The 22405-nt window shown below is 40.5% G+C and carries 22 protein-coding genes and 1 tRNA gene; 9 read left to right on the top strand and 14 right to left on the bottom strand.

Annotated features, from left to right (window positions below; translation table 11 throughout):
* Positions 1 to 464 precede the first annotated feature (464 nt).
* The 3 genes from V7K79_RS23025 to V7K79_RS23015 all read left to right on the top strand — a co-directional run bounded on the left by V7K79_RS23025 (position 465) and on the right by V7K79_RS23015 (position 3180).
* Positions 465 to 1163, top strand: a complete 699-nt coding sequence (locus V7K79_RS23025; protein ID WP_335050759.1) for a LabA-like NYN domain-containing protein — start codon at positions 465 to 467, stop codon at positions 1161 to 1163.
* A 212-nt stretch (positions 1164 to 1375) separates the two neighbouring features.
* Positions 1376 to 2086 carry a response regulator transcription factor gene (locus V7K79_RS23020; protein ID WP_335050757.1) on the top strand — a complete coding sequence of 237 codons (711 nt, stop codon included), beginning with the start codon at positions 1376 to 1378 and terminating at the stop codon, positions 2084 to 2086.
* Positions 2087 to 2091: 5 nt separating this feature from the next.
* A complete protein-coding gene (locus V7K79_RS23015; protein ID WP_335050755.1) occupies positions 2092 to 3180 on the top strand; it encodes a sensor histidine kinase in 1089 nt (362 codons plus the stop codon).
* Between the two features lie 283 nt (positions 3181 to 3463).
* Here V7K79_RS23015 and V7K79_RS23010 read toward each other — a convergent pair whose 3' ends face one another.
* Both V7K79_RS23010 and V7K79_RS23005 read right to left on the bottom strand, forming a co-directional pair.
* Positions 3464 to 4360 carry a succinate--CoA ligase subunit alpha gene (locus tag V7K79_RS23010; RefSeq protein ID WP_335050753.1) on the bottom strand — a complete coding sequence of 299 codons (897 nt, stop codon included), beginning with the start codon at positions 4358 to 4360 and terminating at the stop codon, positions 3464 to 3466.
* A gap of 295 nt (positions 4361 to 4655) precedes the next feature.
* A complete protein-coding gene (locus V7K79_RS23005; RefSeq protein ID WP_335050751.1) occupies positions 4656 to 5882 on the bottom strand; it encodes a succinate--CoA ligase subunit beta in 1227 nt (408 codons plus the stop codon).
* A 648-nt stretch (positions 5883 to 6530) separates the two neighbouring features.
* Between V7K79_RS23005 and V7K79_RS23000 the strand changes: the two genes are divergently transcribed.
* Positions 6531 to 8276: a hypothetical protein gene (locus V7K79_RS23000; protein ID WP_335050750.1), complete on the top strand. Its 1746-nt coding sequence runs from the start codon at positions 6531 to 6533 to the stop codon at positions 8274 to 8276.
* A 263-nt stretch (positions 8277 to 8539) separates the two neighbouring features.
* Here V7K79_RS23000 and V7K79_RS22995 read toward each other — a convergent pair.
* From V7K79_RS22995 to V7K79_RS22965, 7 genes are all read right to left on the bottom strand, one after another.
* Positions 8540 to 8611 (bottom strand) — tRNA-Gly (locus tag V7K79_RS22995).
* Positions 8612 to 8781: 170 nt separating this feature from the next.
* Entirely contained in the window at positions 8782 to 9387 is a 606-nt protein-coding gene (locus V7K79_RS22990) for a sporulation/spore germination protein (RefSeq protein WP_335050748.1), read from the bottom strand.
* Between the two features lie 400 nt (positions 9388 to 9787).
* Positions 9788 to 10117: a DUF3082 domain-containing protein gene (locus tag V7K79_RS22985; protein ID WP_335050745.1), complete on the bottom strand. Its 330-nt coding sequence runs from the start codon at positions 10115 to 10117 to the stop codon at positions 9788 to 9790.
* A gap of 150 nt (positions 10118 to 10267) precedes the next feature.
* Positions 10268 to 11221 carry a 4-(cytidine 5'-diphospho)-2-C-methyl-D-erythritol kinase gene (gene ispE / locus V7K79_RS22980; protein WP_335050742.1) on the bottom strand — a complete coding sequence of 318 codons (954 nt, stop codon included), beginning with the start codon at positions 11219 to 11221 and terminating at the stop codon, positions 10268 to 10270.
* A 104-nt stretch (positions 11222 to 11325) separates the two neighbouring features.
* Positions 11326 to 12168, bottom strand: a complete 843-nt coding sequence (gene rsmA / locus V7K79_RS22975) for a 16S rRNA (adenine(1518)-N(6)/adenine(1519)-N(6))-dimethyltransferase RsmA (RefSeq protein WP_335050740.1) — start codon at positions 12166 to 12168, stop codon at positions 11326 to 11328.
* A gap of 562 nt (positions 12169 to 12730) precedes the next feature.
* A complete protein-coding gene (locus V7K79_RS22970; RefSeq protein WP_335050738.1) occupies positions 12731 to 13495 on the bottom strand; it encodes a peptidylprolyl isomerase in 765 nt (254 codons plus the stop codon).
* Between the two features lie 876 nt (positions 13496 to 14371).
* Positions 14372 to 14746 (bottom strand): cytochrome c, encoded by a 375-nt coding sequence (locus V7K79_RS22965; RefSeq protein WP_335050736.1) that lies wholly within the window; start codon positions 14744 to 14746, stop codon positions 14372 to 14374.
* A gap of 210 nt (positions 14747 to 14956) precedes the next feature.
* Between V7K79_RS22965 and petG the strand changes: the two genes are divergently transcribed.
* Complete coding sequence (gene petG, locus V7K79_RS22960; RefSeq protein ID WP_335050734.1) at positions 14957 to 15070, top strand: cytochrome b6-f complex subunit V; 114 nt, start codon at positions 14957 to 14959, stop codon at positions 15068 to 15070.
* A 103-nt stretch (positions 15071 to 15173) separates the two neighbouring features.
* On the opposite strand, the gene rsmD is transcribed toward petG, so the two are convergent.
* Positions 15174 to 15719 (bottom strand): 16S rRNA (guanine(966)-N(2))-methyltransferase RsmD, encoded by a 546-nt coding sequence (rsmD, locus tag V7K79_RS22955; protein WP_335050732.1) that lies wholly within the window; start codon positions 15717 to 15719, stop codon positions 15174 to 15176.
* 115 nt (positions 15720 to 15834) lie between these two features.
* Entirely contained in the window at positions 15835 to 16470 is a 636-nt protein-coding gene (hisH, locus tag V7K79_RS22950; protein ID WP_335050729.1) for an imidazole glycerol phosphate synthase subunit HisH, read from the bottom strand.
* Between the two features lie 58 nt (positions 16471 to 16528).
* Between hisH and V7K79_RS22945 the strand changes: the two genes are divergently transcribed.
* From V7K79_RS22945 to V7K79_RS22930, 4 genes are all read left to right on the top strand, one after another.
* Entirely contained in the window at positions 16529 to 17050 is a 522-nt protein-coding gene (locus V7K79_RS22945; RefSeq protein ID WP_335050728.1) for a pyroglutamyl-peptidase I family protein, read from the top strand.
* Positions 17051 to 17081: 31 nt separating this feature from the next.
* A complete protein-coding gene (locus V7K79_RS22940) occupies positions 17082 to 18470 on the top strand; it encodes a DUF3370 domain-containing protein (RefSeq protein ID WP_335050727.1) in 1389 nt (462 codons plus the stop codon).
* Positions 18471 to 19095: 625 nt separating this feature from the next.
* Entirely contained in the window at positions 19096 to 19530 is a 435-nt protein-coding gene (locus tag V7K79_RS22935; RefSeq protein WP_335050726.1) for a response regulator, read from the top strand.
* 102 nt (positions 19531 to 19632) lie between these two features.
* Complete coding sequence (locus V7K79_RS22930) at positions 19633 to 20070, top strand: response regulator (protein WP_335050725.1); 438 nt, start codon at positions 19633 to 19635, stop codon at positions 20068 to 20070.
* Positions 20071 to 20350: 280 nt separating this feature from the next.
* Here the strand turns inward: V7K79_RS22930 and V7K79_RS22925 are convergent, their stop codons facing one another.
* The 3 genes from V7K79_RS22925 to V7K79_RS22915 all read right to left on the bottom strand — a co-directional run bounded on the left by V7K79_RS22925 (position 20351) and on the right by V7K79_RS22915 (position 22332).
* Positions 20351 to 21685, bottom strand: a complete 1335-nt coding sequence (locus V7K79_RS22925; RefSeq protein WP_335050723.1) for a hypothetical protein — start codon at positions 21683 to 21685, stop codon at positions 20351 to 20353.
* Positions 21686 to 21792: 107 nt separating this feature from the next.
* Positions 21793 to 21999, bottom strand: a complete 207-nt coding sequence (locus tag V7K79_RS22920; RefSeq protein ID WP_335050722.1) for a hypothetical protein — start codon at positions 21997 to 21999, stop codon at positions 21793 to 21795.
* 93 nt (positions 22000 to 22092) lie between these two features.
* The gene (locus V7K79_RS22915) at positions 22093 to 22332 is read right to left on the bottom strand and encodes a helix-turn-helix domain-containing protein (RefSeq protein WP_335050720.1); all 240 of its coding nucleotides are present in this window, start codon (positions 22330 to 22332) and stop codon (positions 22093 to 22095) included.
* Between the last annotated feature and the right edge of the window lie 73 nt (positions 22333 to 22405).

Raw genomic sequence — 22405 nt, 5'->3', positions numbered from 1 at the left:
TACTACTTATAACTCCTTGAATTTCCACGGCTGCGTAAATATTGCTACGCTCATTCCTCTTAAAAGCCGTGGTATTTTTGTGCAAAACTTGCTTATATTAGGTTGCCCCTATTAGATGTCTTACAGTTTATGTTTGCCTGAACTATAGATATAGGGTTTCTGGGTTGAGTGCAGTAGAGACCAAAAACAGTCCCTATCCTTACAAAAAGATTTATTTTCTCCAAACTCTTGCTGTCTCTGTGGGTAAAGATTAACATATCTGTGGGCAGAAGCAATATCTTCTTAAATCAACCGTAACAGCAGTGAAAACTTTGATCTGTCTATTTTAAATCTTGTTTAGGACTAGTTAAGCTTATCTGCATATAGTGACTTAAGACCATTACCTGCTAGGTTATAAATCAGTACAGACTATACTATAGACAATTTACTCAAAACTCTTTCCAGCTTTAAAATCAGAGGTATCAATGATTATAACTAATTTTAGCAAACAAAGAAATGAATTTAAGGAATCTACTAAAGTACTCAAAACTAAACCACATTGGCAAGGGCAAAATTTGAGCGATACTGCTGTCAAAGGTAAAGATACCAAGATGCAAGATCCTGCACCAGATAGTTTGATTTTGAATAACTTAAATCGCGGTCGAGTTGCTATTTTTATTGATGGCTTAAGCCTGTTCCATACAGCCTTACAACTCGGTATAGAAATTGACTACGTTAAATTGCTTGGTCATTTAACCAGCGGTTCCAGACTGTTGCGTGCTTTTTTCTATACTGGAGTTGATATCAGTAATGAAAAGCAACAGGGTTTTTTATTGTGGATGCGTCGTAATGGCTATCGCGTAGTGGCAAAGGAACTCGTTGTACCAAGCGAGAATTTCAAAAAATCAAATCTGAACGTAGAAATTGCTGTAGATATGATAACTTTAGCTCCTTACTACGATACAGCTGTTTTAGTCAGTGGCGATGGAGATTTAGCTTATGCTGTAAACGCTGTCAGCAGAATGGGGGTTCGAGTGGAAGTAGTCAGTCTGCAAACAACCACTAGTGAAAGTTTGATTGATGTTGCAGACTGTTTCATTGACCTCGATAGTATTAAAGCACACATTCAAAAAGATTCTAATCTTGGCTATAGTTATCGCACAGCGTCAAACTCAAACCTCTAATTAAAAAGAGGCAAAGAGTGGAGACACAGGGAGGCATAAAATATCTCTGTGTCTTTGTGTTTTTGCTCTGCCCATTTTGCTCGATCTTATATTTCATATCATGTCCGGTTAATTAGTTATAATTCCGGTAATCTATGTAGAAACCAGAAAACCCTCTTTCCCCCTGCCCCCTGCGGTCTTAATGATAAGTCTTTAATCGGACACGATATCAGATGGATATTTTAATAGTTGAAGATGAAGCAGAAATTGCTCATTTAATCGAACTCTCTTTAGAAAAAGAAGGATTTTTTTGTCGCACTAGCCGCGATGGCATGAATGCTTTGCGGATGTTTCAAGAGCAACCACCTGATTTAATCATTCTAGATTTAATGATTCCTGGTTTGGATGGGTTAGAAGTTTGTGCCCGAATTCGCCAGAAACCAGGTGTCAAAGATCCTTACATTTTAATGCTCACTGCTAAGGGTGAAGAAATTGATCGCGTCATCGGTCTATCTACTGGTGCTGATGATTATATGGTCAAACCCTTTAGCCCCAGAGAGTTGGTAGCTAGGGTGCGGGCACTATTACGGCGTAGCCTCCGCCAAGGGGGACAACATCAAATCAATCGTACCCAACACTTTATTGTCGATGTAGACCAGCGCACTGCTAGTCGCCAGATGAATTCTCAAGAAGTTGAAATTTTGGACTTAACTACTCTAGAATTTAACTTGCTAACCACCTTTGTCAGTAATCCTGGTCGAGTTTGGAACCGCACTCAACTAATTGATAAACTTTGGGGAGATAATTTCTTTGGCGATGAACGAGTTGTAGATACTCATGTAGCTCGGTTGCGAAAAAAGATTGAACCCGATCCGGCAAATCCTACTTTTATTAAAACTGTTGTTGGGGTGGGCTATAAATTTGAAGATCCTTTGGTAGCGTAAATGTTATGAAGATGGGGCTGAGAGGGCGCCTGTTTTTCTCCCACTTAGTAGTAATGATCGTGGGGGTAGCTAGTCTGGTAAGCATTAGCAAAATCTCTTCCCCCCGCTTATTTGTCTTACATTTGGAAGGATTAGAAAATCAGGGGTTCGACTTAATCGATGTCCGTGCTGAATTGGTGACAGGATTTGAACTTGCTTGGCAGCGAAGCACTCTTTTGTCAGTCTTAGTCGGCACTACCGCCGCCGGAGGATTGAGTTACTGGGTATCCAGACGGATTATGCAGCGATTGACCGAGATGGAACAAATTACCCAAAAATTTGCTGCTGGTCAGATGGATGCACGGCTACCTGTGTCTGACATTCCAGAACTTAGTGGACTGAGTACCAGTTTCAACCGAATGGCAGCCAGTTTAGAAGGTGTAGAAGCGCGGCGACGAGAAGTGATTGGAGATATGACCCATGAATTACGAACACCATTAACTGTGGTGCGCGGTTATTTGGAAGAACTGGCTGATGGGGAAATTGAAGCGTCTCCTGAAATCTATCGGCGTTTAGCTAAAGAAACTCGACGCTTAGAGCGCTTAGTGAACGATTTACAAGAACTATCCAAAGCAGAAGCAGGTTATCTACCAATTAATATCCAACGGGTAAATTTGCGTCCGTTGTTAGAGTCATTAGTGGAGAAATTTTCTGACCAACTATTAGAAGATGGGCCAGTTCTGCTCTTGCAATGTCCATCTGTGCTACCTCCTGTATTGGCAGATATTGACCGCACAGAACAGGTGCTAGTTAATTTACTAGGTAATGCAGTGCGTTACACTAACGAAGGTTCAATTACCATTAATGCTGGGACTGAAGCATCTCAACTCTGGATTGCAGTTAGTGATACAGGTATTGGTATCGCTCCAGAAAATTTGCCTCATGTGTTTGAGCGCTTCTGGCGAGCTGACCAATCGCGCGATCGCCATTCAGGAGGTACTGGTATTGGTCTAACTATTTCCCGCCGTTTGATTGAACTACAAGGCGGTCAAATTCAGATAGAAAGCGAATTGGGAGGTGGCAGTACGTTTCGCTTTTTTCTGCCTTTGGCTTGAGCTGAGCTATAAAACCTTGAGTCCGAGGGATTGACACAACGTAGTCACGGCTGTGTCATACCCAATTGCTAATTTGAAAGTATCCAAAATCTTGGTTTGTTGATGAATGCCAGGATTTTAGAAATGCATAGAGTGTAACATTATGTCTACTTTTATTTTGGCTGCTTTTTTGGTTAGTTTACTCAGTGCTTCAGGTTACGCTGCGATCGCTTACCTATTCCCTCAAAATCGTTCCCAAGACTGACCAATTAAAATAATTTGTAATTCGTAGTTAAGAATTGAATTACGAATTAGTAATTAGTTTAGTTTCCTTTCGCAATAATTCTGGAATTTGAGAAGGGCGTTCGGCTACTGTCACTTTTGCTTCTTTTAAAGCAGCTAATTTACTTTGGGCTGTACCAAAGTTGGGATCGCGTCCGATAACCGTTGCTAAAGTCCCAGTTTGACGCCAAGTTTTTCCTGTTGGTGCAAGTCTACCTGCAATGTAGGCAATTACTGGTTTATCAATTGCCTCAGCAATGTACCGCGCTGCTGCTTCTTCACTACCACCACCAGGTTGACCGACTAAAACGATCGCTTCTGTGGTTTCATCTTCATCAAGAATTTGCAGCCATTGCAGAAATGAGGAACCGACGATCGCATCACTACCAATACTGACACTAATCGACTGCCCTAAACCTGCTTTTGTTAATTCGTAGGCAATTTCGTAGGTGAGGGTGCTGCTACGACTAACAATCCCCACTGTTCCAGGGGTATAAAATTCGCTGGGTTGAGTTCCTAAAAGAATTTTTCCCGGTACAATGATCCCCGGACTATTTGGCCCGATTACTAAGGTTTCACAAGCTTCGGCTTTGCGGAGTAATTGCACCATATCTAAAGGCGGTACACCAGCAGTAATAATAATAATCTGGCGAATTTTAGATGCGATCGCTTCTAATGCCGCATCTAACACATCATAAGGATCTACACAAATAATTGTCGTGTCAATTGCCCCAAATTCTTTTATTACCTCCTCTACCAAATCAAATACTGGCAGTCCATGCAGTTCCTGTCCGCCGCATCCAGGATTGACACCAGCCACTAAATTCGTGCCATAAGCTTTCATTTGAGCAACATGATTGCCTGATATAAATTCACAAAAGCCTTGAATTAACACTTTACTTTCTGGCGTTATGTTCATAAAAAATTACCTTAAGTTTGGCAACCAGTGCCTTCAACCACTGATCATAGAAAGACACATTTATAGTGTCCTATTGATTCAATTTTTACTGAAATTCCAAAAAATAATCTTGAAGCTGAGTGTTCCAAAAGTCAGAAAACCCGCTTCTAACTAGGAATATTCAGTTTGAATTCACTATATAATTTAGTCCCAGGAAGCAAAGCTGTACTTGATTTGAGCATCAAATTCAAAAATTTATACCCGATGGTAAAAATTAATAATTTTTGATTTTTGAATTGGCACAAAATGACATTCACTATCTTTTATTAACCGTTGGTTTAGCAAGACGAATTGCTGCCGCCACTGCCTCATCTAAATTTTCTACCACGAGGAGCGCGTCGCTATGGGTTTTTAGTGTTGCTAAATATTTTCTCGCAATATTAAATTCAGAACCAGCAAGGCGGACAACTATGGATGGAAAATTAAGCTCTCGCCGAACTTTATTACCATTAGAACCTACAACCTGTGATTGAAGTTCGTTGTTGTCTGGCTGCACAACTCTGGCTATAACTTCAGCCACTTCCTCGGTTTGCGGAATGCTACCCAGAAAGTTAATTAGTATTACTTGAATGCTTTTATCAGCCTCCAGTATTTTCAAACCTGTTTCTAGGCGATCGCGGAAGGTAGTTGGTGTAGTATCTGTAAGGAAAGCATGACGTAGATTCAAACAAACACCTGGATTGCCACCAGCATTCGCAACTAAATCTAAAGTTGCCATCACTGAACCAGTACCATTACCTAAAATCCCAATTTTTCCATGCATTTGCACACCATCCCAATCGCCCAAAATACCGTTGATTTCAGTACTGGTATGACTACTGATAATTTTTGCTGCCATCTCCACCAAATCGGGATGACGCTTGATCGCCCGTTCGTTGACCCTGACTTTACCATTAAGAGCCATAACTTGACTAGTAGTACTGACTGCCAAGGGATTAATTTCAACTAAATCCAGGTCTTTTTGGACAAATAACTCGTACATCTTCTCCACAACGCTGCTTACCGACTGCATCAGCGTTCCTTGCAAACCCATTTTTAAAGCCAATCGTCGCGCATAAAATGGTGAGAATTCTTGTTCTACAACAACATAGTGCATTTTTTCCCCAGCCGATTCCCAATCGATGTCTGCTTCTTTGCAACCTAAAAGTACCGGTCGGCAGACAGCAGTATCTAAAACCACCGCTAGATAAAATTCTTGGTTGGCGTCGTATTGAGATTCTGCCAGCACAACTTCCGGCAATTCGCCCCATATTGGTAAACTAAAAATATTTTGAGCAGCTGCTATCGCATCGATAGTCGTTTGGGCAAACCTGACTCCACCAGCTTTTGCCCGTTCTGCTCCGTGGACTTGAGATTTTAGTACAATTGGAAAGCGAATTTTTAGCCGTTTTAAATCTGTAGGATGGTCAATTCGTTGGGAAGGCAATACTGGAATGCCTATATTTGCAAACCATTCTTTAACTTGGTACTCTAATAAATCCATTGATACACCTTGTATTGACACTTTCCAAGCTTTTGGTTAGTCCTGTCTTAATATTTTGCAGCACCTTTATTGCAGAATTAACCTTTTTGCAGCTATAAAAACTTATTTTTTACGGATCGATTTTATCGAATTCAGCAAATTCAGCATATTAATTTCGATAGCCAACTTGTTTGTAGCAGAGCCACAATAGGTAATTAATTTTATCAGTAAGTTTTCCAGCATAGAAGATAAATAGTATTTCTGTCAAAACCCTCTGACATAACATGGTTTTCTTAACCTCTAGATAATTTGGTAACAATTTCTCTGCAACTAGATTTTGCAAAGCAGTAGCTATTGTGAATTTAATTGTCGCAAAACAATGCAGTGAAAATACTCAAATTTCTTATTATTCCCATTTTGTATTTGTAATTTCTGTCTAAAGACAGATTATTTTATTTTGCATCTAGCTCTGTAAAAATGTAGCGCCACGAACAATAATTACTTTTTTAATTTTTGGTGAAAAATCAGAATTTGTGTTAGAAAGTTGGTCGTTCAGATTCTCAGGCTGTAGTTGGTTAAACTGTGCATTTGCATTCAATAAACCTAAAAAGTTCATTTCATCCCCCTAAAGATAATCAAAACAATATAGAAGTTCAGCAGCAAAGCTCTATGAGAGTAGCAGTCCAGCAGGAAGATTTACAGCTTTTAGCCAAAACTTTGCAAGAACAATTACTTGTAGAAGTCTCAACGGCTGAAGTCTTCGAGGTTAAGTGCGTCGTCAATAAAGGCGGGCTAATGATTTTAACGCAACACGCCTCAGATGTAATAGTTGACGCTCAACTAATTTTTGCAGTCATTGAGGAAGTACTTCAATCTCTAGCACCCCACAAAGAGCAGCAGGTGCAATGTTTCCTGAGAGTTTTTGGCGAACAACTCCCTTATACTAAATGTTTCTTGACATTGAAACACACAGAGCGATGGGTTGCAGCAGAAGATGAGGAAGTAGGAAAAGATGAAGAAGTAATATCCCCCTCATCTGTGACATATTCTCCCTCAATCAATGAGATTGAAGAAGAAGAACTGTTTGACCCGTTTCCAGATGTGCCAAATTTATCGGCTTCAAAGAGACGATTCCAGGTCAAACCTATCCTACTGGGTGCGGCGTTGGTGGGAATTTTGGTTTTAGGCGGTGGTGCTTACTTATTGACTCGCCCTTGCGTGATGTCTGAGTGTAAAGAAATACAAAACGCCGAGCAATTAAAAACAAAATCTCCGCAGTTGATGCGCCGCGCCAAGTCTGAAAAAGAATTAATAGCTGTACAACAACAACTTACAGCAGCCAGTACAGACCTAAATGTAATTCCTAGTTGGTCGCCTCGTTACCAAGTGTCAAAAGAACTAAAAGCAAGTTTGTCTGGGCGAGCAGAAAGAATCAATCAGGTGGTCAAAGCTTTGCAAACGGCATCTTTGGCGACACAAAAAGTTCAAACACCTGCATCTAGCCTAGAGGAATTACAAAGTAGGCAACACTTATGGCGACAGGCTATAGCGCCACTAGAAAGTATAAGTTCCAGTAGTGAACTCTATGGGTTGGTGCAGGGTAAATTACTGAATTATCGTGTCCGTTTGCACACTGTAAATCAACAGATATTTATTGAGGAAAAATGGCTGAAAAAACTAGCTGCGGCAAAAGCTGTAGCCGTTACAGCCTCAAAGCAGGAAGCTATTGCTAAATCCTTGAATGACTGGCAAAAGGCGCAGTCTACTTGGCTGGTAGTAATTAATGCCTTGAATACCATCCCCCCGAATAGCGTTGGATACCAAGAAGCCCAAAAGCTGTTGGTAGATTATAAACCTAAGTTAGTATTAGTACGCGATCGCGCTACTAAAGAACAATTAGCTGTTAAAACCTATCAACAGGCTCTTAGCACCGCCAAACAAGCTAAAGTTTATCAACAACAAAACCAATGGCAACCAGCAGCGATATATTGGGATCAAGCTTTGCAAACTGCTAAAAAAGTTCCCCAAGATAGTTTGTACTACACTCAAGCTCAATCTCTCATCGAACCCTATTCAACTGCGCTCAAACAAGCACAAGAAAAACTTCAAGCTGTTAGTAGTTTGCAACAAACCCGCACTGATTTGAATAAGACCTGTATTAATGGAATTCTAATTTGCACCTTTAGCATGGACAATACAAGAATTATTGTCCGGTTAACCCCACAGTATGACCAAATAAGGCAAAATAACTTAGCTAATCCTTATTCTGAGAACTCGAATACTGCTATTGACGTTACCAATCACTTGCAAATCTTACGAGAAGCCCTAGCTGTAATTGGTGATAATGCTAATCTGTCCCTTTTTCTTTATGATTCCCAAGGTCAGGTAATTTATACGCGGACTTTAGGCAAGTAAGTAGAATAGCTATTGAAGTATAAAGGATAAATTGTACATTAACTAATTATTTGTCAATTTAACAAAATATTACCACAGCATTTCAAATACCTAAAACCCTGACATAGTAAAGATTATCTCAGGGTTTTTATTATTTAAGAAAAATAGCGATCGCACAGTGGGTGAAGATAACAGATTTTAAACAACGATTTCACAATAAACCCAACCAGTTACCCAACAATTGAGTGATATTGCCGTTGATAGTGAAAAATTACAGATTTTAAAGCGGGCGATGGGACTCGAACCCACGACGTTCACCATGGGAAGATGACATTCTACCACTGAATTACACCCGCAAATTGCTACCATAAACCTGTGGCTAAAATCAAGCATATCACTATTTACAGCTGTTTTCAATTGGCTAGAACATACACCATTTTGACAATTGCTGATGTATGAGTCCTGTGACTGTTCAGATGAGGAAATTTTTTAGCTAGCTGATAACGCCACTTACTACAATATTTAATTAAAGAACAATGTCCTCGCCTCGCTCGGTAAAGCGAACCTCTTTAATATTCCATTGAGGATTACTCGTTAAGGTTTTGCGGAGACTGCCAAACAGAGCAAACTGTTCACAACTAGAAAGAGAAGTTATTTGCCGCTTTGACTCAGGAGATATGCGTAAATCAACTGTAGCAATACCATTTTTGATGTTGACACGATACCCAGACAAGCTAAAGTCGCTTGTATCTCGTTTTTCTAATATTTTACTTACGACATTTGTCACTGGTTCATCTGCTGGTACTGAAACCTTTTCTGGAATTAGTTTTTGACATTGAGTATCACTTGTGTATAGCGTTACGCTAGTAGTTTTGCTAATAGCGACTTTAGAAGTTGATGGGGAAGGCGTATTTTCTTTAGGAGATTCTTGATTAGAAGATTTTTCTCTTAACTGAGCTACGCTAGGAACTTGGCTGGGAGTTTGAGAAGATACGCTATTCGTCGGTGCTGTCGTAGGGTATGACGTTGCCTTGTCAATATTACTCGTGGTGGGGTTAGAACTACAACTACTAAGGCTCACAACCATTGTCACAAAAATAAGCGGTAAACAATATCTGTTGATTGTGTTCATAACTTTTGCTTAAAAATAATGTTGCTGTTATCAATTTCAGTATTCCTGGTATTAATTCCGCATATATTTGTAAATATTGAGCCAGTCTATAAAGTGTCAACCCAAACTCTATTAAAGTCAAATTTAATACTATATACCAAAATTACAACATCTGCTATTTAAGGAGCGATGTCTAACGACAAGTCGAAGAAGCGTCTACGTCAATCCTAAAAAGCTTGACTAAAACAAGTAGAAATGCAGTAAACCAGAAAATTACAGCAACCAGTAGCACTGCATCTGCACTTGCTATTCGTGTTAAATAAATTTGGCAAGAGTAAGATAAACTCCTTGCACAGTAGGGTTAAATCATACTGCTTTAGAAAAACTTGTGCTTGTAGATTACTAGATTAAAAGCAAATTACTAGTTTTCACTACTTTTTTGCTTCGTCACTTGCTGCACTAATAATTGCACTCCCAAAGCCAACAAACCAATTGCTACTATAGCAAAAATACCGCTACCTAAAGCAACTACACCAACAACCAGAGTGCGGACAGCAGAAGAAATCTTCACCACCAATGGATTGATTGAATGGATCGGTTTACTAGCAAAATTTGTCGCGATCGCAATCATCAGCGAATACGCTGCAAATCCCATCCCTCCAGAAATTACCGCCCCAGTAAAACAGCGTAACGGACTAGCTGTTACTTGTTTTTTGGCATCTATTTGCGGCGTTAGATTTTGGTCATTCATAATATTTGGATTTTAGATATTAGATATTGGATTGAAGCATTAGGAATAATTATTATCCTCAGTTAATCGTCATTTAAATTGCATCTTTGCCTCTTTACTAGCAATTTGAACTATACAACTAAAAAACTTAATTTAACGATAAAGATTTATTTAAGTTGAAGATGCCACCTGAATACCATGTGTAATTGTCCGAGTCACAAATAATTCTAAGTCTTGATCAAGAATTGCTTGTTTAACTTGTAACTTCACTTGTTCTGCCTGCTGTTGAGACTCAAAAAGAGCAAATACTGTTGGCCCAGAACCAGACATCATTGTTCCTAAAACACCTTCTTGATTTGCAAACACTTCCCGCAGTTGCAAGACTTGGGGATAGTCTGGCAATACAACTCGTTCTAAATCATTGTGCAGTTTTCGGGCAATTTCTCTGGCATCTTTATCTTGAACAGCTTTTACTATTGCTCCTGAACGAACTGCGTTAGCACGCGCTATCAATTTGTCGCTATCTTTAATATAAGAATCACCAAACTGCTCTCGATAGGTTTTGTATGCCCAAGCGGTGGAAACTTCCAAACTGCGGTATTTTGCTAACACTATATAAATACTATTCAAACTTGGCAACGGAGAAAGTTGCTCACCTCTACCTGTTGCGATCGCAGTTCCACCCGCCACACAAAATGGTACATCTGAACCAAGTGTGCCTGCCAACTCTTCTAATTCTGACTGAGTTAATCCCAACTTCCACAATAAATCTATCCCTATCAGCACAGCTGCTGCATTCGTCGAACCCCCAGCCAACCCAGCAGCGACAGGAATCTGCTTATTAATGGTAATTTCCACGCCTCCATATTTAGCAAAGGCTTGGGGAAATTGCCTCACCATTAATTCTGCTGCTCGGTATGCCAGATTACTTTTATCTGTAGGTACTTGTGGGTGGTTGCAGTAAACCCTAATGGAATCAGTACTAATGGAATGCAGATCAATTTGGTCTGCAAGACCAATACTTTGAAGTATCATGGCTAACTCGTGATATCCATCAGGGCGATCGCCAATAATTTCCAGATACAAGTTGATTTTCGCAGGGGCAATTAGGCTATAAGAATGCATTTTCTGGAAGTGGGGAAGGTGGGGCCCCCTCTGGGGATAAGGGGTAATGGAGAATGGAGAATGGGGAATCAAGTATGGGGAATCGGAAAAATCTGCCTTGTTCGCTACTGTTTACTCCCCACTCCTAATTCATTTGCTAAAATTACCCATTGCTGAACGCTGAGGTCTTCAGCTCTAGCTTGGGGATTTATTTTTAATTGTTCCAGTAAGTGGCTCAAGCGATCGCGTTCTATAACTGATTGCAAATTATTTCGTAACATTTTGCGTTTGGCACCAAACCCCAACTTTAAGAAATTTTCTAACTGTCGGGGATTAAGTGCTGGTATCCCTATTTTTCGGGGGCGCAATCGCACCACTGCTGAATCGACTTTTGGCGGTGGATGGAATGCGGCCGCTGGGACTGTGCAGATTAACTCACACTCAGCCAAATATTGTACCCGCACACTCAACGCCCCAAAGGCTTTTGATCCTGGTTTAGCATATAACCTTTCTGCTACTTCTTTTTGTACTAGCAACACTATTGAGTCAAATGGTTCGGGGTTAGGGTTAGCGATCGTACCCAGTAGTTTCTCAATGATTGGCCCTGTAATGTTGTAGGGAATATTGGCTACTACCTTATTTGGCTGTTGGAAATTGGGAAAGGCTGCCAGATAAGATGGTAAATCTAGAGTGAGAAAATCGCCTTGCAGTAGTAAAAAATTTTCAGTCTTACCAAGCTGCTTTGACAACAGTTGGCATAAGTCGCGGTCTATTTCAACTGCAACCAGAGATTGCACTAGGGGTAATAAACGACGAGTCAGAATGCCAGTACCAGGCCCAATTTCCAGGACGCGATCGCCTTTGAGGGAGCGATCGCTTTGTGTACACTCTGCTGCTTTAATAATTGCGTCGAGTACCTTTTCACTTTTGAGCCAATGTTGAGCAAAGACCTTACGCGGTCGGATCATCTGTATTTATTGCCTAGTCTAGTTTTTAGCTTTTTCTCAAAAACTCATTATAAATTTTGAAGTTCACGCGATGTGCAACTTTTTTTTTATTCTTGTGGGATGGACATCTTGTCCGTCCTTTCTAGGCAGGGAAGGCCTACCCCACAATGGAATCAAGGTTTAACAAAATTAAGTTCCTCTCTAGCGCTAGACTCACTGTAACGCTCTATAACAAGTGCGTAATAGCTTACTAGTCAAGCGTTATCACGCCGAAAATGAATGTACTGAAGCTGTGGGATTAATCGTATTAAGTAGCTAGGTGGGAAAATTTATCGTTGAGAGAAGGCAGGAGGCAGGAGTGAAGAGGGTTTTAGCCTAGTGAAATTTTCTTCACATAGTTTGGTTTTATTGCACCGACTTACTTAGGTTAATCGGTAGGGGAGTGTTACGTCGTAGATTGAAGCAGTAGTGGCAAGCACCTGTGGACGAAACACAAGTGATAATATCGGCTTGAGTATCGCAAATAAGCTAAGTATGGTAGATGAGTCCCATACTTAGGTTGAAGGTTTATCGCCTGCCTGTCTCACGTATCCTTCTCCCCTTGTGGTGCAGACATGATTTGCTTTTGCTGTTCTTGTAGCCAGTTTTCAAAGAGTTCATTCAACAGACGCATTTTCATAAATTCATCCAGTTGTGCTGGAACAAATTTTTCTAACCGCAAAATCACAAACCATTCAGCGATACGGGTAGGGGGCAATATCTGACCTGGTTGAGTGCTAGAGAGCATTTGCACCATTATCGGATGTAGTGCATTCACTTCAATCGGGCCTACTAAGCCACCAGTTTGGGCTTCTGGCCCGAGTGAGTATTCCCGCGCCAAATCAGCAAAAGAGTTTTCTTTTGCCTGAATCCTGAAGTAGAGTTCTTGGGCAATTCCTACATCCTGAGTTCGCAGTAAGGAATAAATTACTTTGTCCAGTTTTGTTTTGGACTGAAAAAAGTAAGATTCGAGTTTATTGCCCCAAGTGGCTTGCTTGAATTTTTCAATTTTCAGTTTACGAGTGGTAATAACTTCTAGTTGATCGGGAGTCAGCCCTTGATGTGCCATCCAAGCCTGGATGTCTTCTTCATTTTTAAACTGTTTTTCAGCATAAAACTGCTGTTTAGCTTGGGCTACTTCTTCAGGGGTACACTCTATTACTACCTTGGCGGAGCGTGAGTTTTGCTCTATCGCCTCATCAATGATTAATTCCCGCTGCAACTGCGGCAGCATTTGGTAATTTGCCAGTAAAGAAATCAGTTCACTAGCTGTAATTGTACGATTACCGATTTGGATCGCTTCAGTCATTGGCTTTCGGTCATTTTAAGAATATTTAGTCTGTTAAAGAAGCTATACCTTAGCCGATTGTCTAGGAACTTTTACCTTAATTCTACAGAGTTAGGTATAATAACCTCACTTTCGCAACAATTAGCTAGTTACTTGCTAAGATACTTAAAAATATACAGTTTATATGAGTTTTTATCAAAGATTCTACGCAAATACTAGCAGATGTGAAGATAAAAACAAAAGACAGTTCTCGCCACTACGACTTTAGAAGACAAAGTTTATCAGACTGAGCTATTACTGCTGCGCAAAAGTTAAAAGTCACGCATAATTGTATTTTGGGCTTTTCCTTCATTTAGAATGGTATGTTTATTTCCGCCGCTATGTACTAGTACGCCACGGCGTAAATAGCGCAAAGTCTGAGCGGCGCAGCCCGCCGCAGGCATCAGAACTTTGTAAGACGAGCAACCATTTAAAATCCCTAAAGAGCTTATTCTATAGTATTTTTGACTTCCGCCATGCGGTACTAGGGTGTTTTGAGGTTTCTATTATTATGTGTAGAGGCACAGTGGTATTGGTATCGCGGTTCTTCTCTCAACCTCAAAAGAGTGTTTGGTAGATAAGGGTAGACGCTAAGGACTTCTATGAGTCTGCATATCCCTATAGGAAAGCAAGCTACGCACAGCATCTCGCATCTAAGCGTTTATAATTTTCTCAAGTAGAGCAGGCATGATGTGCCAAGGGCAACACTCCTACGTTGCGAAAGCTTCTCTACAAGACGCACTCACATTCGCTATCGAGCATCTAAGGGATCTGTTTATAAGTGTAAAAAGATATACATTTTGTACTGCATTTTCAGATAAGGGTAATTGTGTATCATATAACCAAAAATTCTTAGGTCTATAACGACTCTAAATAGTTCAAAAGATCCGCCATTTCTTGAGCATTAGGTTGGAATTTTGGCATTGGTGGTGTTTCGCCACTGATCACTTGGTGAATTAGCCCATACTGAGACTTGTGCTTTGAAACAGCTTGCAAACTCGGCCCCACTCGCCCGTCTGCTTCTAAGCCATGACAACCAGCACAGTTAATTTGGAATATCGCGTGTCCTTGAACTGAATTTCCTGTTAGGGATAGAACACTCTTGACGTATGGATCGGAGGCTTGAACCAACTGGACACCAAAATAGCCCAAAGGGACTGCTAGCAGTATAGCCAGCATCAATAAAACGATCCGCTGAATCAAAATTTCAGGTTTGGTAATCTGGTTATCCAAAAGGTTTGCTGTGATAAGTCTAGGTGTGCTAAAAAGTTTTCATTTCCTACACATAGCTTAAAAGTTCTTGATTGTGTCTGCAAGCACAGAAGACTATTTTCTTGTGGGCAGTCGGACTCTAAAAGGCTGTAAGGCGCAAGATTCATACAAAATTTGGTAAAATCAAAAACAGCCAACGAATATTTAATAATTTCAAAGAGGAGATTTATAGTGGTTGAACCCCTGCTATCAGGTATTGTCCTTGGTTTAGTTTTCGTCACTCTTTCCGGACTTTTTTACGCTGCATATAAGCAATACAAGCGCCCCAATCAGTTGGGAGGATGAGGAAATGTTCAGTGCTGAGTGTTGAACTGAGTGCTGAGTGGGATGAGGGAAGGGGGACAAGGAGGACAAGGAAGCAATTTTTCTTCCCTACTCCCCATTCTTTTCATTCCATAATTCTGTAGAAAGTAAGTGATGTGTTGCCATAAACTTTCTGGCGGCAAATTTCCCAAGCGGGAATCTCTGGCGGTATCCAACCTTGTAAAGCGTGTTCAACTGCGATTTCACCGCTAGGATCTAAAAGTTGATAATCAGCGATCGCCTCTAATACTGGCTGATATAATCCACTGATATAAGGTGGATCGAAGTAGATTCTATCGAATTGCTTACCTGATAAAATCTTTAACTGGTGTGTAATATCTCCCCGCAATACCCGAAATTCTTGGTCGGCATTAGCTACTTGCTGCCAATTTTGTTGAATGGTGGCACAGGCTCGGCTTGATTGTTCAATTCCCATTACTAGGCTGGCTCCTCTACATAAAGCCTCTGCGCCCATTGAACCAGTACCAGCGCATAAATCTAGCCAGCAACAACCTGCAATTTCTCCCTGCCAAATATTAAAGACTGCCTCTCTTACTCGCGCACTAGTCGGTCTAGTTTCTTTTCCTGGTAAAGTTTTTAGCTGGCGATTCCCGTAAATTCTCAGGCTCATTGGTCGTTAGTCATTAGTCATTAGTCATTGGTCATTAGTCAATGTTTAATGGTCAGTGGTGATTTTGATTTACTCACAAAGGATAAAGGACAAATGACGAAGGACAAAAATATTATCAGGCAGGAATTTTTTCGCGGACTTGAGCAACAAAATTAGACAGTATTTGCAATCCGATATTAGAGGATTTTTCAGGGTGAAATTGGACTGCCATGAGGTTTTCATGAGCGATCGCAGCTGTCACAGTTTGAGTACCGTGAGTGATTGTTGCTGCACGGATTAGCGGATCTATTGGGTCAACATAGTAGGAATGGACAAAATATACCCAAGGATCGGACGGTAAATGCTCCCACAAAATACTTTTTGGTTGAGTGATTTCCAGTTGATTCCAACCCATGTGAGGAATAGTGATATCAGGTTCTGGGCGAAACCGCCGCACTTTTCCTTGAATAATTCCTAGTCCTGGTTGAGTACCTTCTGCACTTGATTCAAAGAGAATTTGCAATCCTAAACAAATTCCTAAAAAAGGTTTTCCAGATGCGATCGCTTCTTTTATTGGTTGTTCCAAACCACGCGATCGCAGGTGTTGAACTGCTGGATCGAATGCTCCTACTCCCGGTAAGACTATTGCATCTGCCCGTTCTAACTCCTTTGGAGAATAAGTAACTTTAGGAGTTGCTCCAGCTTTTTCCAAGCCTTTGCAGACTGAGTGCAAATTTCCCATCTCGTAATCTACGACCGCAATTACCGGCATTTACCTGCTCCTTGTAAATTTATTATGGAGGGTTTTTCTATTCTAAATAATATTTGTTATGAAGAAAAGAATTCTATTAACTTCTTTTGACATTTGGCTAAAAGATCAACAGTCAAATTCTTCTGATGATTTATTACTTGAAGTAACCAAACTTGAGTTTATCCCACATGACTTAACTTTTTTACGCCAGTTACCCGTAGATGTGCAACTTGCCTGTACTCAGGTAATGGAAAAAATCAAGGCAATCCAACCTGATTACATCATCTGTTGTGGCATGGCTGCAAGGCGTACACAATTAAGTGTGGAAGCAGTTGCTAGCTACAAAGAAATTGTTTTACAGACACAGGTTGATTTAGAAAAATTAGTGGCGGGAGCAACGGCAATTCAAATTAGCCACGACTGTGGGAAATTTGTCTGTGAAGGTCTTTACTATTCAGTGTTGGACTACTTAAGCCAAAATCAACTCACAGCACGTTGTATTTTTGTCCACGTTCCGGTTCTCAATCAAGAAAATTTGATGGGGATTCTTGCCGATTTCGTATTAATTATTAACAAACTGGCACTTTCATCAAGTTGTTAATGTCTGTATGGTGAAATAAATATCTAAGTATATGTTGCCATTATTACTAATTTTCCCAATAGCCCAATTAACTCTTGCCACACCACTACCTGAAGAAGTCGTGCAAACACAAGAAGTACGTCCTTTATCAGGGAAGTTGGATACAGTGCCAACCTTTAATAGCAATAGTCCAGAATTGGTGTTGAAAGAAGGAATTTTACTTTCTACCTTTCCACCAGATGGAAAAAAAGTGCCAACAGCGCATTTAAATTTTCCTTTTCGGGGACGATTTGATATTTTTGCTCATCATATTGCGAAAGCTGAACCACCAGAGAATTTGCGTAGGCGTAGCCCGTCGGAGACATCGCTCTATTTAGGGATAATTTTACATAACCCTGGTTCGGAACCAGTGAAGGTAAATATTTTGCAGGCGGCGAGTTATTTAAGTCAACCGGATGCACCATTTATTCAGCTACCATCTTTTAGCCAAAATCCTTTAGGTAAAATTTTTGCTGGCCCAGGCGATCGCGTCATGTCTGATGTACTTAGGGGAGTGCGACAAGAGATTTTCCCTGCTCAAATTGAGATTCCACCAAAGCAAAGTCGGATGTTACTCAATTTACCAATTCCGGTGCAGGGATTGACACCACCCCTGAATGGTCGGTCTACATTAATTCGATTGCAAAGTGATGGTACTGTCTATGCAGCTAGCCTAGCGATGTTTGCACAACTCAATCCTGATGGCAGTGAGCGATCGCCTACTTTAGAAGAATGGCAGAATCTACTAGATAATGCTGATTTGGCTGGGCCACGAGATAAAACTCCTACTCCCTTAGAGGAAACTGGCAAGCCAAGAATTTATGGGCGAGTTGCGGGAGTGGTTGGAGGTTCGCAATGGAGAGCCTTATTAGTAGATAATCCTAAAGCTAGGTATCTAACTATTCCCCAGCCTGGTCAAGTGTTTTCCTACGCTTTGAATACCCTGCATGGCGGTACATTAGGAACTGGTCAAATTCAAAGTGCGCCCATGCTGGTGCGCTATCCTGACACCGCATATCGCGCTCATGGCAACTATGGAATTCAATATAATCTCAAGTTGCCGTTATACAACAATACTCAAAGTCTTCAAACTGTTAGTGTATCAATACAAACACCCCTCAAAGAAGATCGGTTAGTCAAACCAGGGTTACGCTTTCTAAGTACACCAGATCCTCAAGTATTCTTTCGGGGAACGGTACGGCTACGTTACAAAGATGAGCGAAATCAGCCACAAACTCAGTTTGTGCATTTAGTGCAAAAGAGAGGTCAATTAGGAGAACCGTTAGTCTTATTAAAGATGAAACCAGGCGATCGCTCTTTAGTAGAAGTAGATTTTCTCTATCCCCCGGATGCTACACCACCGCAAGTATTAACAGTCTCAACTCAAGCTGAACCTCGGTAAGGAGTCATGGGTACTAAATTTTCTTTTATTACCAAAAAATATTAGTCTACTTTGTCGATACTACAAAAATACCATCACCAAAACTCAGAAATATTAAAGACAATATTAAGAAATTTAAATATATTAAAATTATTTTAAGTTTTTTATGATTCGATGATAACGATAGATTGGGGTCTAGCTAAATACTTGTAATTATAATTGCAAAGCTCTGGACTTCCACTATTAAGGAAACCATATCGCATATACCTCTAGATTCTTACTGATAAGGGGAAAAGGGGTCTTGGGTTTGGGGTAAAGGGAAAAAATTAAAAACTTTTCCCTACGGGTATAAAGCCCCTCTTTTTAAAGATGGAGAGCAAAAAAGAAGATTTTTGAGACACGCAGTACGATAAAAATCAGCGTCCATACTTGAAACCCCTGCTTTGAAGTATGGGGTTCCTTTTCCCCTTTTCCCTTTGCCCATTCCCCCTCTTCTTCATGCCATCTGTTTGAGCCGTTCAATTATGAGAACTATGTTGCACAATGTTAAGTAAAATTATGGAAATCTTATTTTTTTATGAAAAATGCACTAATTTTTAAATTCTCATTAGATACTGTGACATTCACTTAGAGTAAGGCTCCTGGTATGCCCATTCCCAACACTTCCACACTGGAAGGATTGCGAGTACTAGTGGTCGATGATGATCTCGATTCCTGTGTCTGGATGACTTGTTTGCTTGAATTGTATGGGATTGAAGTTCATTCAACTTTCACGGTACATCAAGCCTTAGCAACCTTTGTCGAACTTTGCCCAGATTTAGTACTTAGTGACATTGCCATGCCTGGTGAAGATGGTTATTCGCTGCTACGTCAGATCAGGCAAATAGAAGATAGGCTTGATAAATTCACTCCCGTTATCGCAGTTACGGGACTCGGAGAGTCAGATGCTCGATTTCCAAAGTCGCAAGCAAGGTTTGACCAATGGTTATTAAAGCCTGTGGACATAGATGAGTTGATTAAGGCGATCGCTCACCTAACAGGGCGCTCAATATTACTCGGTGAATTAATGTCTTCATATTGATAAGACTTTTCACCTCAAGTTTGTGTATTTAGGGTGAATACTTATTCCGCTCCATGCGTTGCAATAGAAATAGCATACTATAGCAGGCAATAAAAGGACGGCATGGTAACGGATCAGAAAATTAATCAAGAAACTGAGTTAAATTCGCTCCAGAAGCTTATTGGAACCACTATCTTACTGGTAGAAGATGAGCCAGATATTGCAGATTTGCTCACCTTCATTTTGGAAGCAGCAGGTGCAGAGGTAATGGCTTTAAGCGACGCAGAAACAGCCCTTGATTTGGTCGAATCGCTTCATCCCGATATTCTGCTGTCTAATATGAAGTTGCCCAATCGTGATGGAAATTGGTTAATTGAGCAAATTCGAGTGCATTCTTGCCCATCTATAAGAGAGTTGCCTGCGATCGCTATCACTTCTTATACGCGGGAAGTCTCAAGCCATAAAGCTTTGGATGCTGGTTTTGATCGATTTCTAGTCAAGCTTGAAAGTCCAGAGGAAATTATAGACGAGATTGTTCACCTGTTATCTATCGATCCTTAAATATAACTAGCCGACCTTCATCTGGCTTTTGAGACTGATTTCAGGCAATACATCGTGGGAGCGCACAGCTAACAATACACTCCTATAAAGGACTTTAAGAAAGGAAACGATATAACCCTAAGTGAGTAGGGTAAAATGTTGGATAAGTAAGTCGGCAAAATAAAACCAACCTATGTTAACAAAAATGAACGAGGCTAAAACCCTCTTCTCTCCTGCCTCCTGCCTCTTGCCTCCTGCCTTATCTCAACGATAAATATTTACGCCCACCTACTTATATTTGTTAACCTCGTTGAAAACCCTTTGCTGGCTTTTGTTGCCCCTTACCCTTGGGCTTAGATTTGTTAACTTCTCCTAAAGCTTCCTGAAATAAGTTATGCAAATGTATGGGTACACTGGCAATGTCTGGCAAGTCTGGCTCAATAGGTTTGTAGAATTCTTGTAAAAGTGCATCCAAGTCACTTTCAAGCTTAAACTGTGGACGCTGCAAAAATGTTTGCAAGACATTTTCTAATTGAGTTGGATACTGTTGCGCTAATCGATGCCAAATAAAAGCATTAATACTTTTATCTTCAAGGTAGTAGCGAATTAGTTTTTCTGCCCCTTGCACACTTTGCCAGTCCTCTGCCGATAAGATTGCTTGTACTTTACTATATGTTGGTAAAAACATTTGTCCCCAACGGGGATGAGAAAGAGCCGTTACCTGTTCTGCTTTCTTGAGTTCAGCAGGTAAATCAACCTTTGGCATAACCATTTTGCTCTTGCTGCTTTTGCTGTTAAACATCTCAGAGACTACGTTGGAATCTGCACCAAATTCTTCTGCGGCTGCTTTTATTTCTTCATCGCCAATTCCAGCTGCTTCTGCCACTTCCGCAAGAGATTTAGAAGTATCAATTCCTGCGGCTGCAAAGGTTTTTTCAGTAATTACTTCTTGAAATTCCGCTACTTTTTTATTAAGCTGGTATCCAGGTAGTGTGATTTCATCAGTGCCAAAAAAGTCCACAAACTGCTGATGATATTTTTCTACTGACTGCCAAGCTTCTTTTAGCAAGTCTGGAGCATCGCTGTAAAGATTACTTTTATAGTTTTCTTTAAAATTACCAATTGCTACGGCAAGTTTTGGTTTACCTAATTTACCCATTATTGTGTAGGGGCCAGAAAACATCCAGTAGCTATCGGTAACGGGAGAAATGCGAGTTAGTAAGATTTCTCCGACTTTCAACCGAGATATTGCCTGTAATGTTTGAGTATTGTTTGGCTTGACAATGTAGCGTTTATCTGTCAACCAGTTCGTCAATTCAAAGCCATCAGGTAAAATATTAGTGATAGCAAATAAGCCAATAAAACTATGATGCCAACTGTTTATCAGGCTGCGATCGCTTTCTGCTAAATCTGGATGGCTTTCGATAAACAACTCTAATGGTGACTTATTACCAACTTTTTCGGCTGTCAAAAAGCTATCGATGGTTAAGTCCTGCTGCGTACTATCACCACTTCCACGACGCAACTGTTCTGCTGCATAAGTTTCCAGTGCCTGTGCCAGTTCGCCTTCAGCATCAAGGACAAAATCCACTAAGGCTTGTTTTAATTCGTGCGATCGTTCTAATATGACATCCACAAGTTAATCTCTCGGTGCAACAGATGTAAATTATAGCCTTTGAGAGAATTTCAGCATCTAGCTATTGCTAGATTTATGGAAATGCACACTTAACAGAATAGGTTTTATCATGCAGGGATACTACAGCCGACATCTGGCACAGGCAGGTTATTGGGATTAAATCCTTGGCGAAATCGGCGCGAACTAGCGTAACAGATTGGTGTAGTGTTTAGACAGCGATCGCAGTTATGGTATGACCTACCTCCCCGCGATACCTTGGAGTTACTGGCGCGAATCCGACGTTGTTCGTGGGCTTTAATGTTGAATATTGTCAACTTTTCTACTTTTGACTGCAATTTAGCAATATTTCGCTTTCTCGATTGCTTTTAGTAGGCCAAAACGGAAGGATTACCATTTCTAACTATTATTTATCCATTAAATTTTACCCCTAAGTCAACACTTAGGACTGCTTCAATCTTACGAATGATTCCTTCTGTCGCAGGTGCTCTCAAATTTTCAGCTTTTAATTGATACCAGTAGGCGCAACTAATGCCAGCCTCCCGACAGATTTGCGAGACAGACCGTTCATCTCTTTCCCTCGCCTGCTTTATCCGCTTTCCAATATCTGGGAAGTCCTGTACCACTTCCACTACTCGCTTAACTTGCATTACTGTCGTGGGCTTAACTCTAAATCATGATTTTAATGTAAGTTGTCTACGGATGTTTGATGTTTGTCTACAG

Origin of the sequence: Nostoc sp., assembly GCF_036917575.1 — a bacterium.
GTDB lineage: Bacteria > Cyanobacteriota > Cyanobacteriia > Cyanobacteriales > Nostocaceae > Nostoc.
This window is presented reverse-complemented; position numbering and strand designations above follow the sequence as displayed.

What these genes read in the sequence shown, in the direction of transcription:
- V7K79_RS23025 (WP_335050759.1), top strand. Translation starts at nt 465, where the DNA reads ATGATTATAACTAATTTTAGCAAACAAAGAAATGAATTTAAGGAATCT.
- V7K79_RS23020 (WP_335050757.1), top strand. Translation starts at nt 1,376, where the DNA reads ATGGATATTTTAATAGTTGAAGATGAAGCAGAAATTGCTCATTTAATC.
- V7K79_RS23015 (WP_335050755.1), top strand. Translation starts at nt 2,092, where the DNA reads ATGAAGATGGGGCTGAGAGGGCGCCTGTTTTTCTCCCACTTAGTAGTA.
- V7K79_RS23010 (WP_335050753.1), bottom strand. Translation starts at nt 4,360, where the DNA reads ATGAACATAACGCCAGAAAGTAAAGTGTTAATTCAAGGCTTTTGTGAA.
- V7K79_RS23005 (WP_335050751.1), bottom strand. Translation starts at nt 5,882, where the DNA reads ATGGATTTATTAGAGTACCAAGTTAAAGAATGGTTTGCAAATATAGGC.
- V7K79_RS23000 (WP_335050750.1), top strand. Translation starts at nt 6,531, where the DNA reads ATGAGAGTAGCAGTCCAGCAGGAAGATTTACAGCTTTTAGCCAAAACT.
- V7K79_RS22990 (WP_335050748.1), bottom strand. Translation starts at nt 9,387, where the DNA reads ATGAACACAATCAACAGATATTGTTTACCGCTTATTTTTGTGACAATG.
- V7K79_RS22985 (WP_335050745.1), bottom strand. Translation starts at nt 10,117, where the DNA reads ATGAATGACCAAAATCTAACGCCGCAAATAGATGCCAAAAAACAAGTA.
- ispE (WP_335050742.1), bottom strand. Translation starts at nt 11,221, where the DNA reads ATGCATTCTTATAGCCTAATTGCCCCTGCGAAAATCAACTTGTATCTG.
- rsmA (WP_335050740.1), bottom strand. Translation starts at nt 12,168, where the DNA reads ATGATCCGACCGCGTAAGGTCTTTGCTCAACATTGGCTCAAAAGTGAA.
- V7K79_RS22970 (WP_335050738.1), bottom strand. Translation starts at nt 13,495, where the DNA reads ATGACTGAAGCGATCCAAATCGGTAATCGTACAATTACAGCTAGTGAA.
- rsmD (WP_335050732.1), bottom strand. Translation starts at nt 15,719, where the DNA reads ATGAGCCTGAGAATTTACGGGAATCGCCAGCTAAAAACTTTACCAGGA.
- hisH (WP_335050729.1), bottom strand. Translation starts at nt 16,470, where the DNA reads ATGCCGGTAATTGCGGTCGTAGATTACGAGATGGGAAATTTGCACTCA.
- V7K79_RS22945 (WP_335050728.1), top strand. Translation starts at nt 16,529, where the DNA reads ATGAAGAAAAGAATTCTATTAACTTCTTTTGACATTTGGCTAAAAGAT.
- V7K79_RS22940 (WP_335050727.1), top strand. Translation starts at nt 17,082, where the DNA reads ATGTTGCCATTATTACTAATTTTCCCAATAGCCCAATTAACTCTTGCC.
- V7K79_RS22935 (WP_335050726.1), top strand. Translation starts at nt 19,096, where the DNA reads ATGCCCATTCCCAACACTTCCACACTGGAAGGATTGCGAGTACTAGTG.
- V7K79_RS22930 (WP_335050725.1), top strand. Translation starts at nt 19,633, where the DNA reads ATGGTAACGGATCAGAAAATTAATCAAGAAACTGAGTTAAATTCGCTC.
- V7K79_RS22915 (WP_335050720.1), bottom strand. Translation starts at nt 22,332, where the DNA reads ATGCAAGTTAAGCGAGTAGTGGAAGTGGTACAGGACTTCCCAGATATT.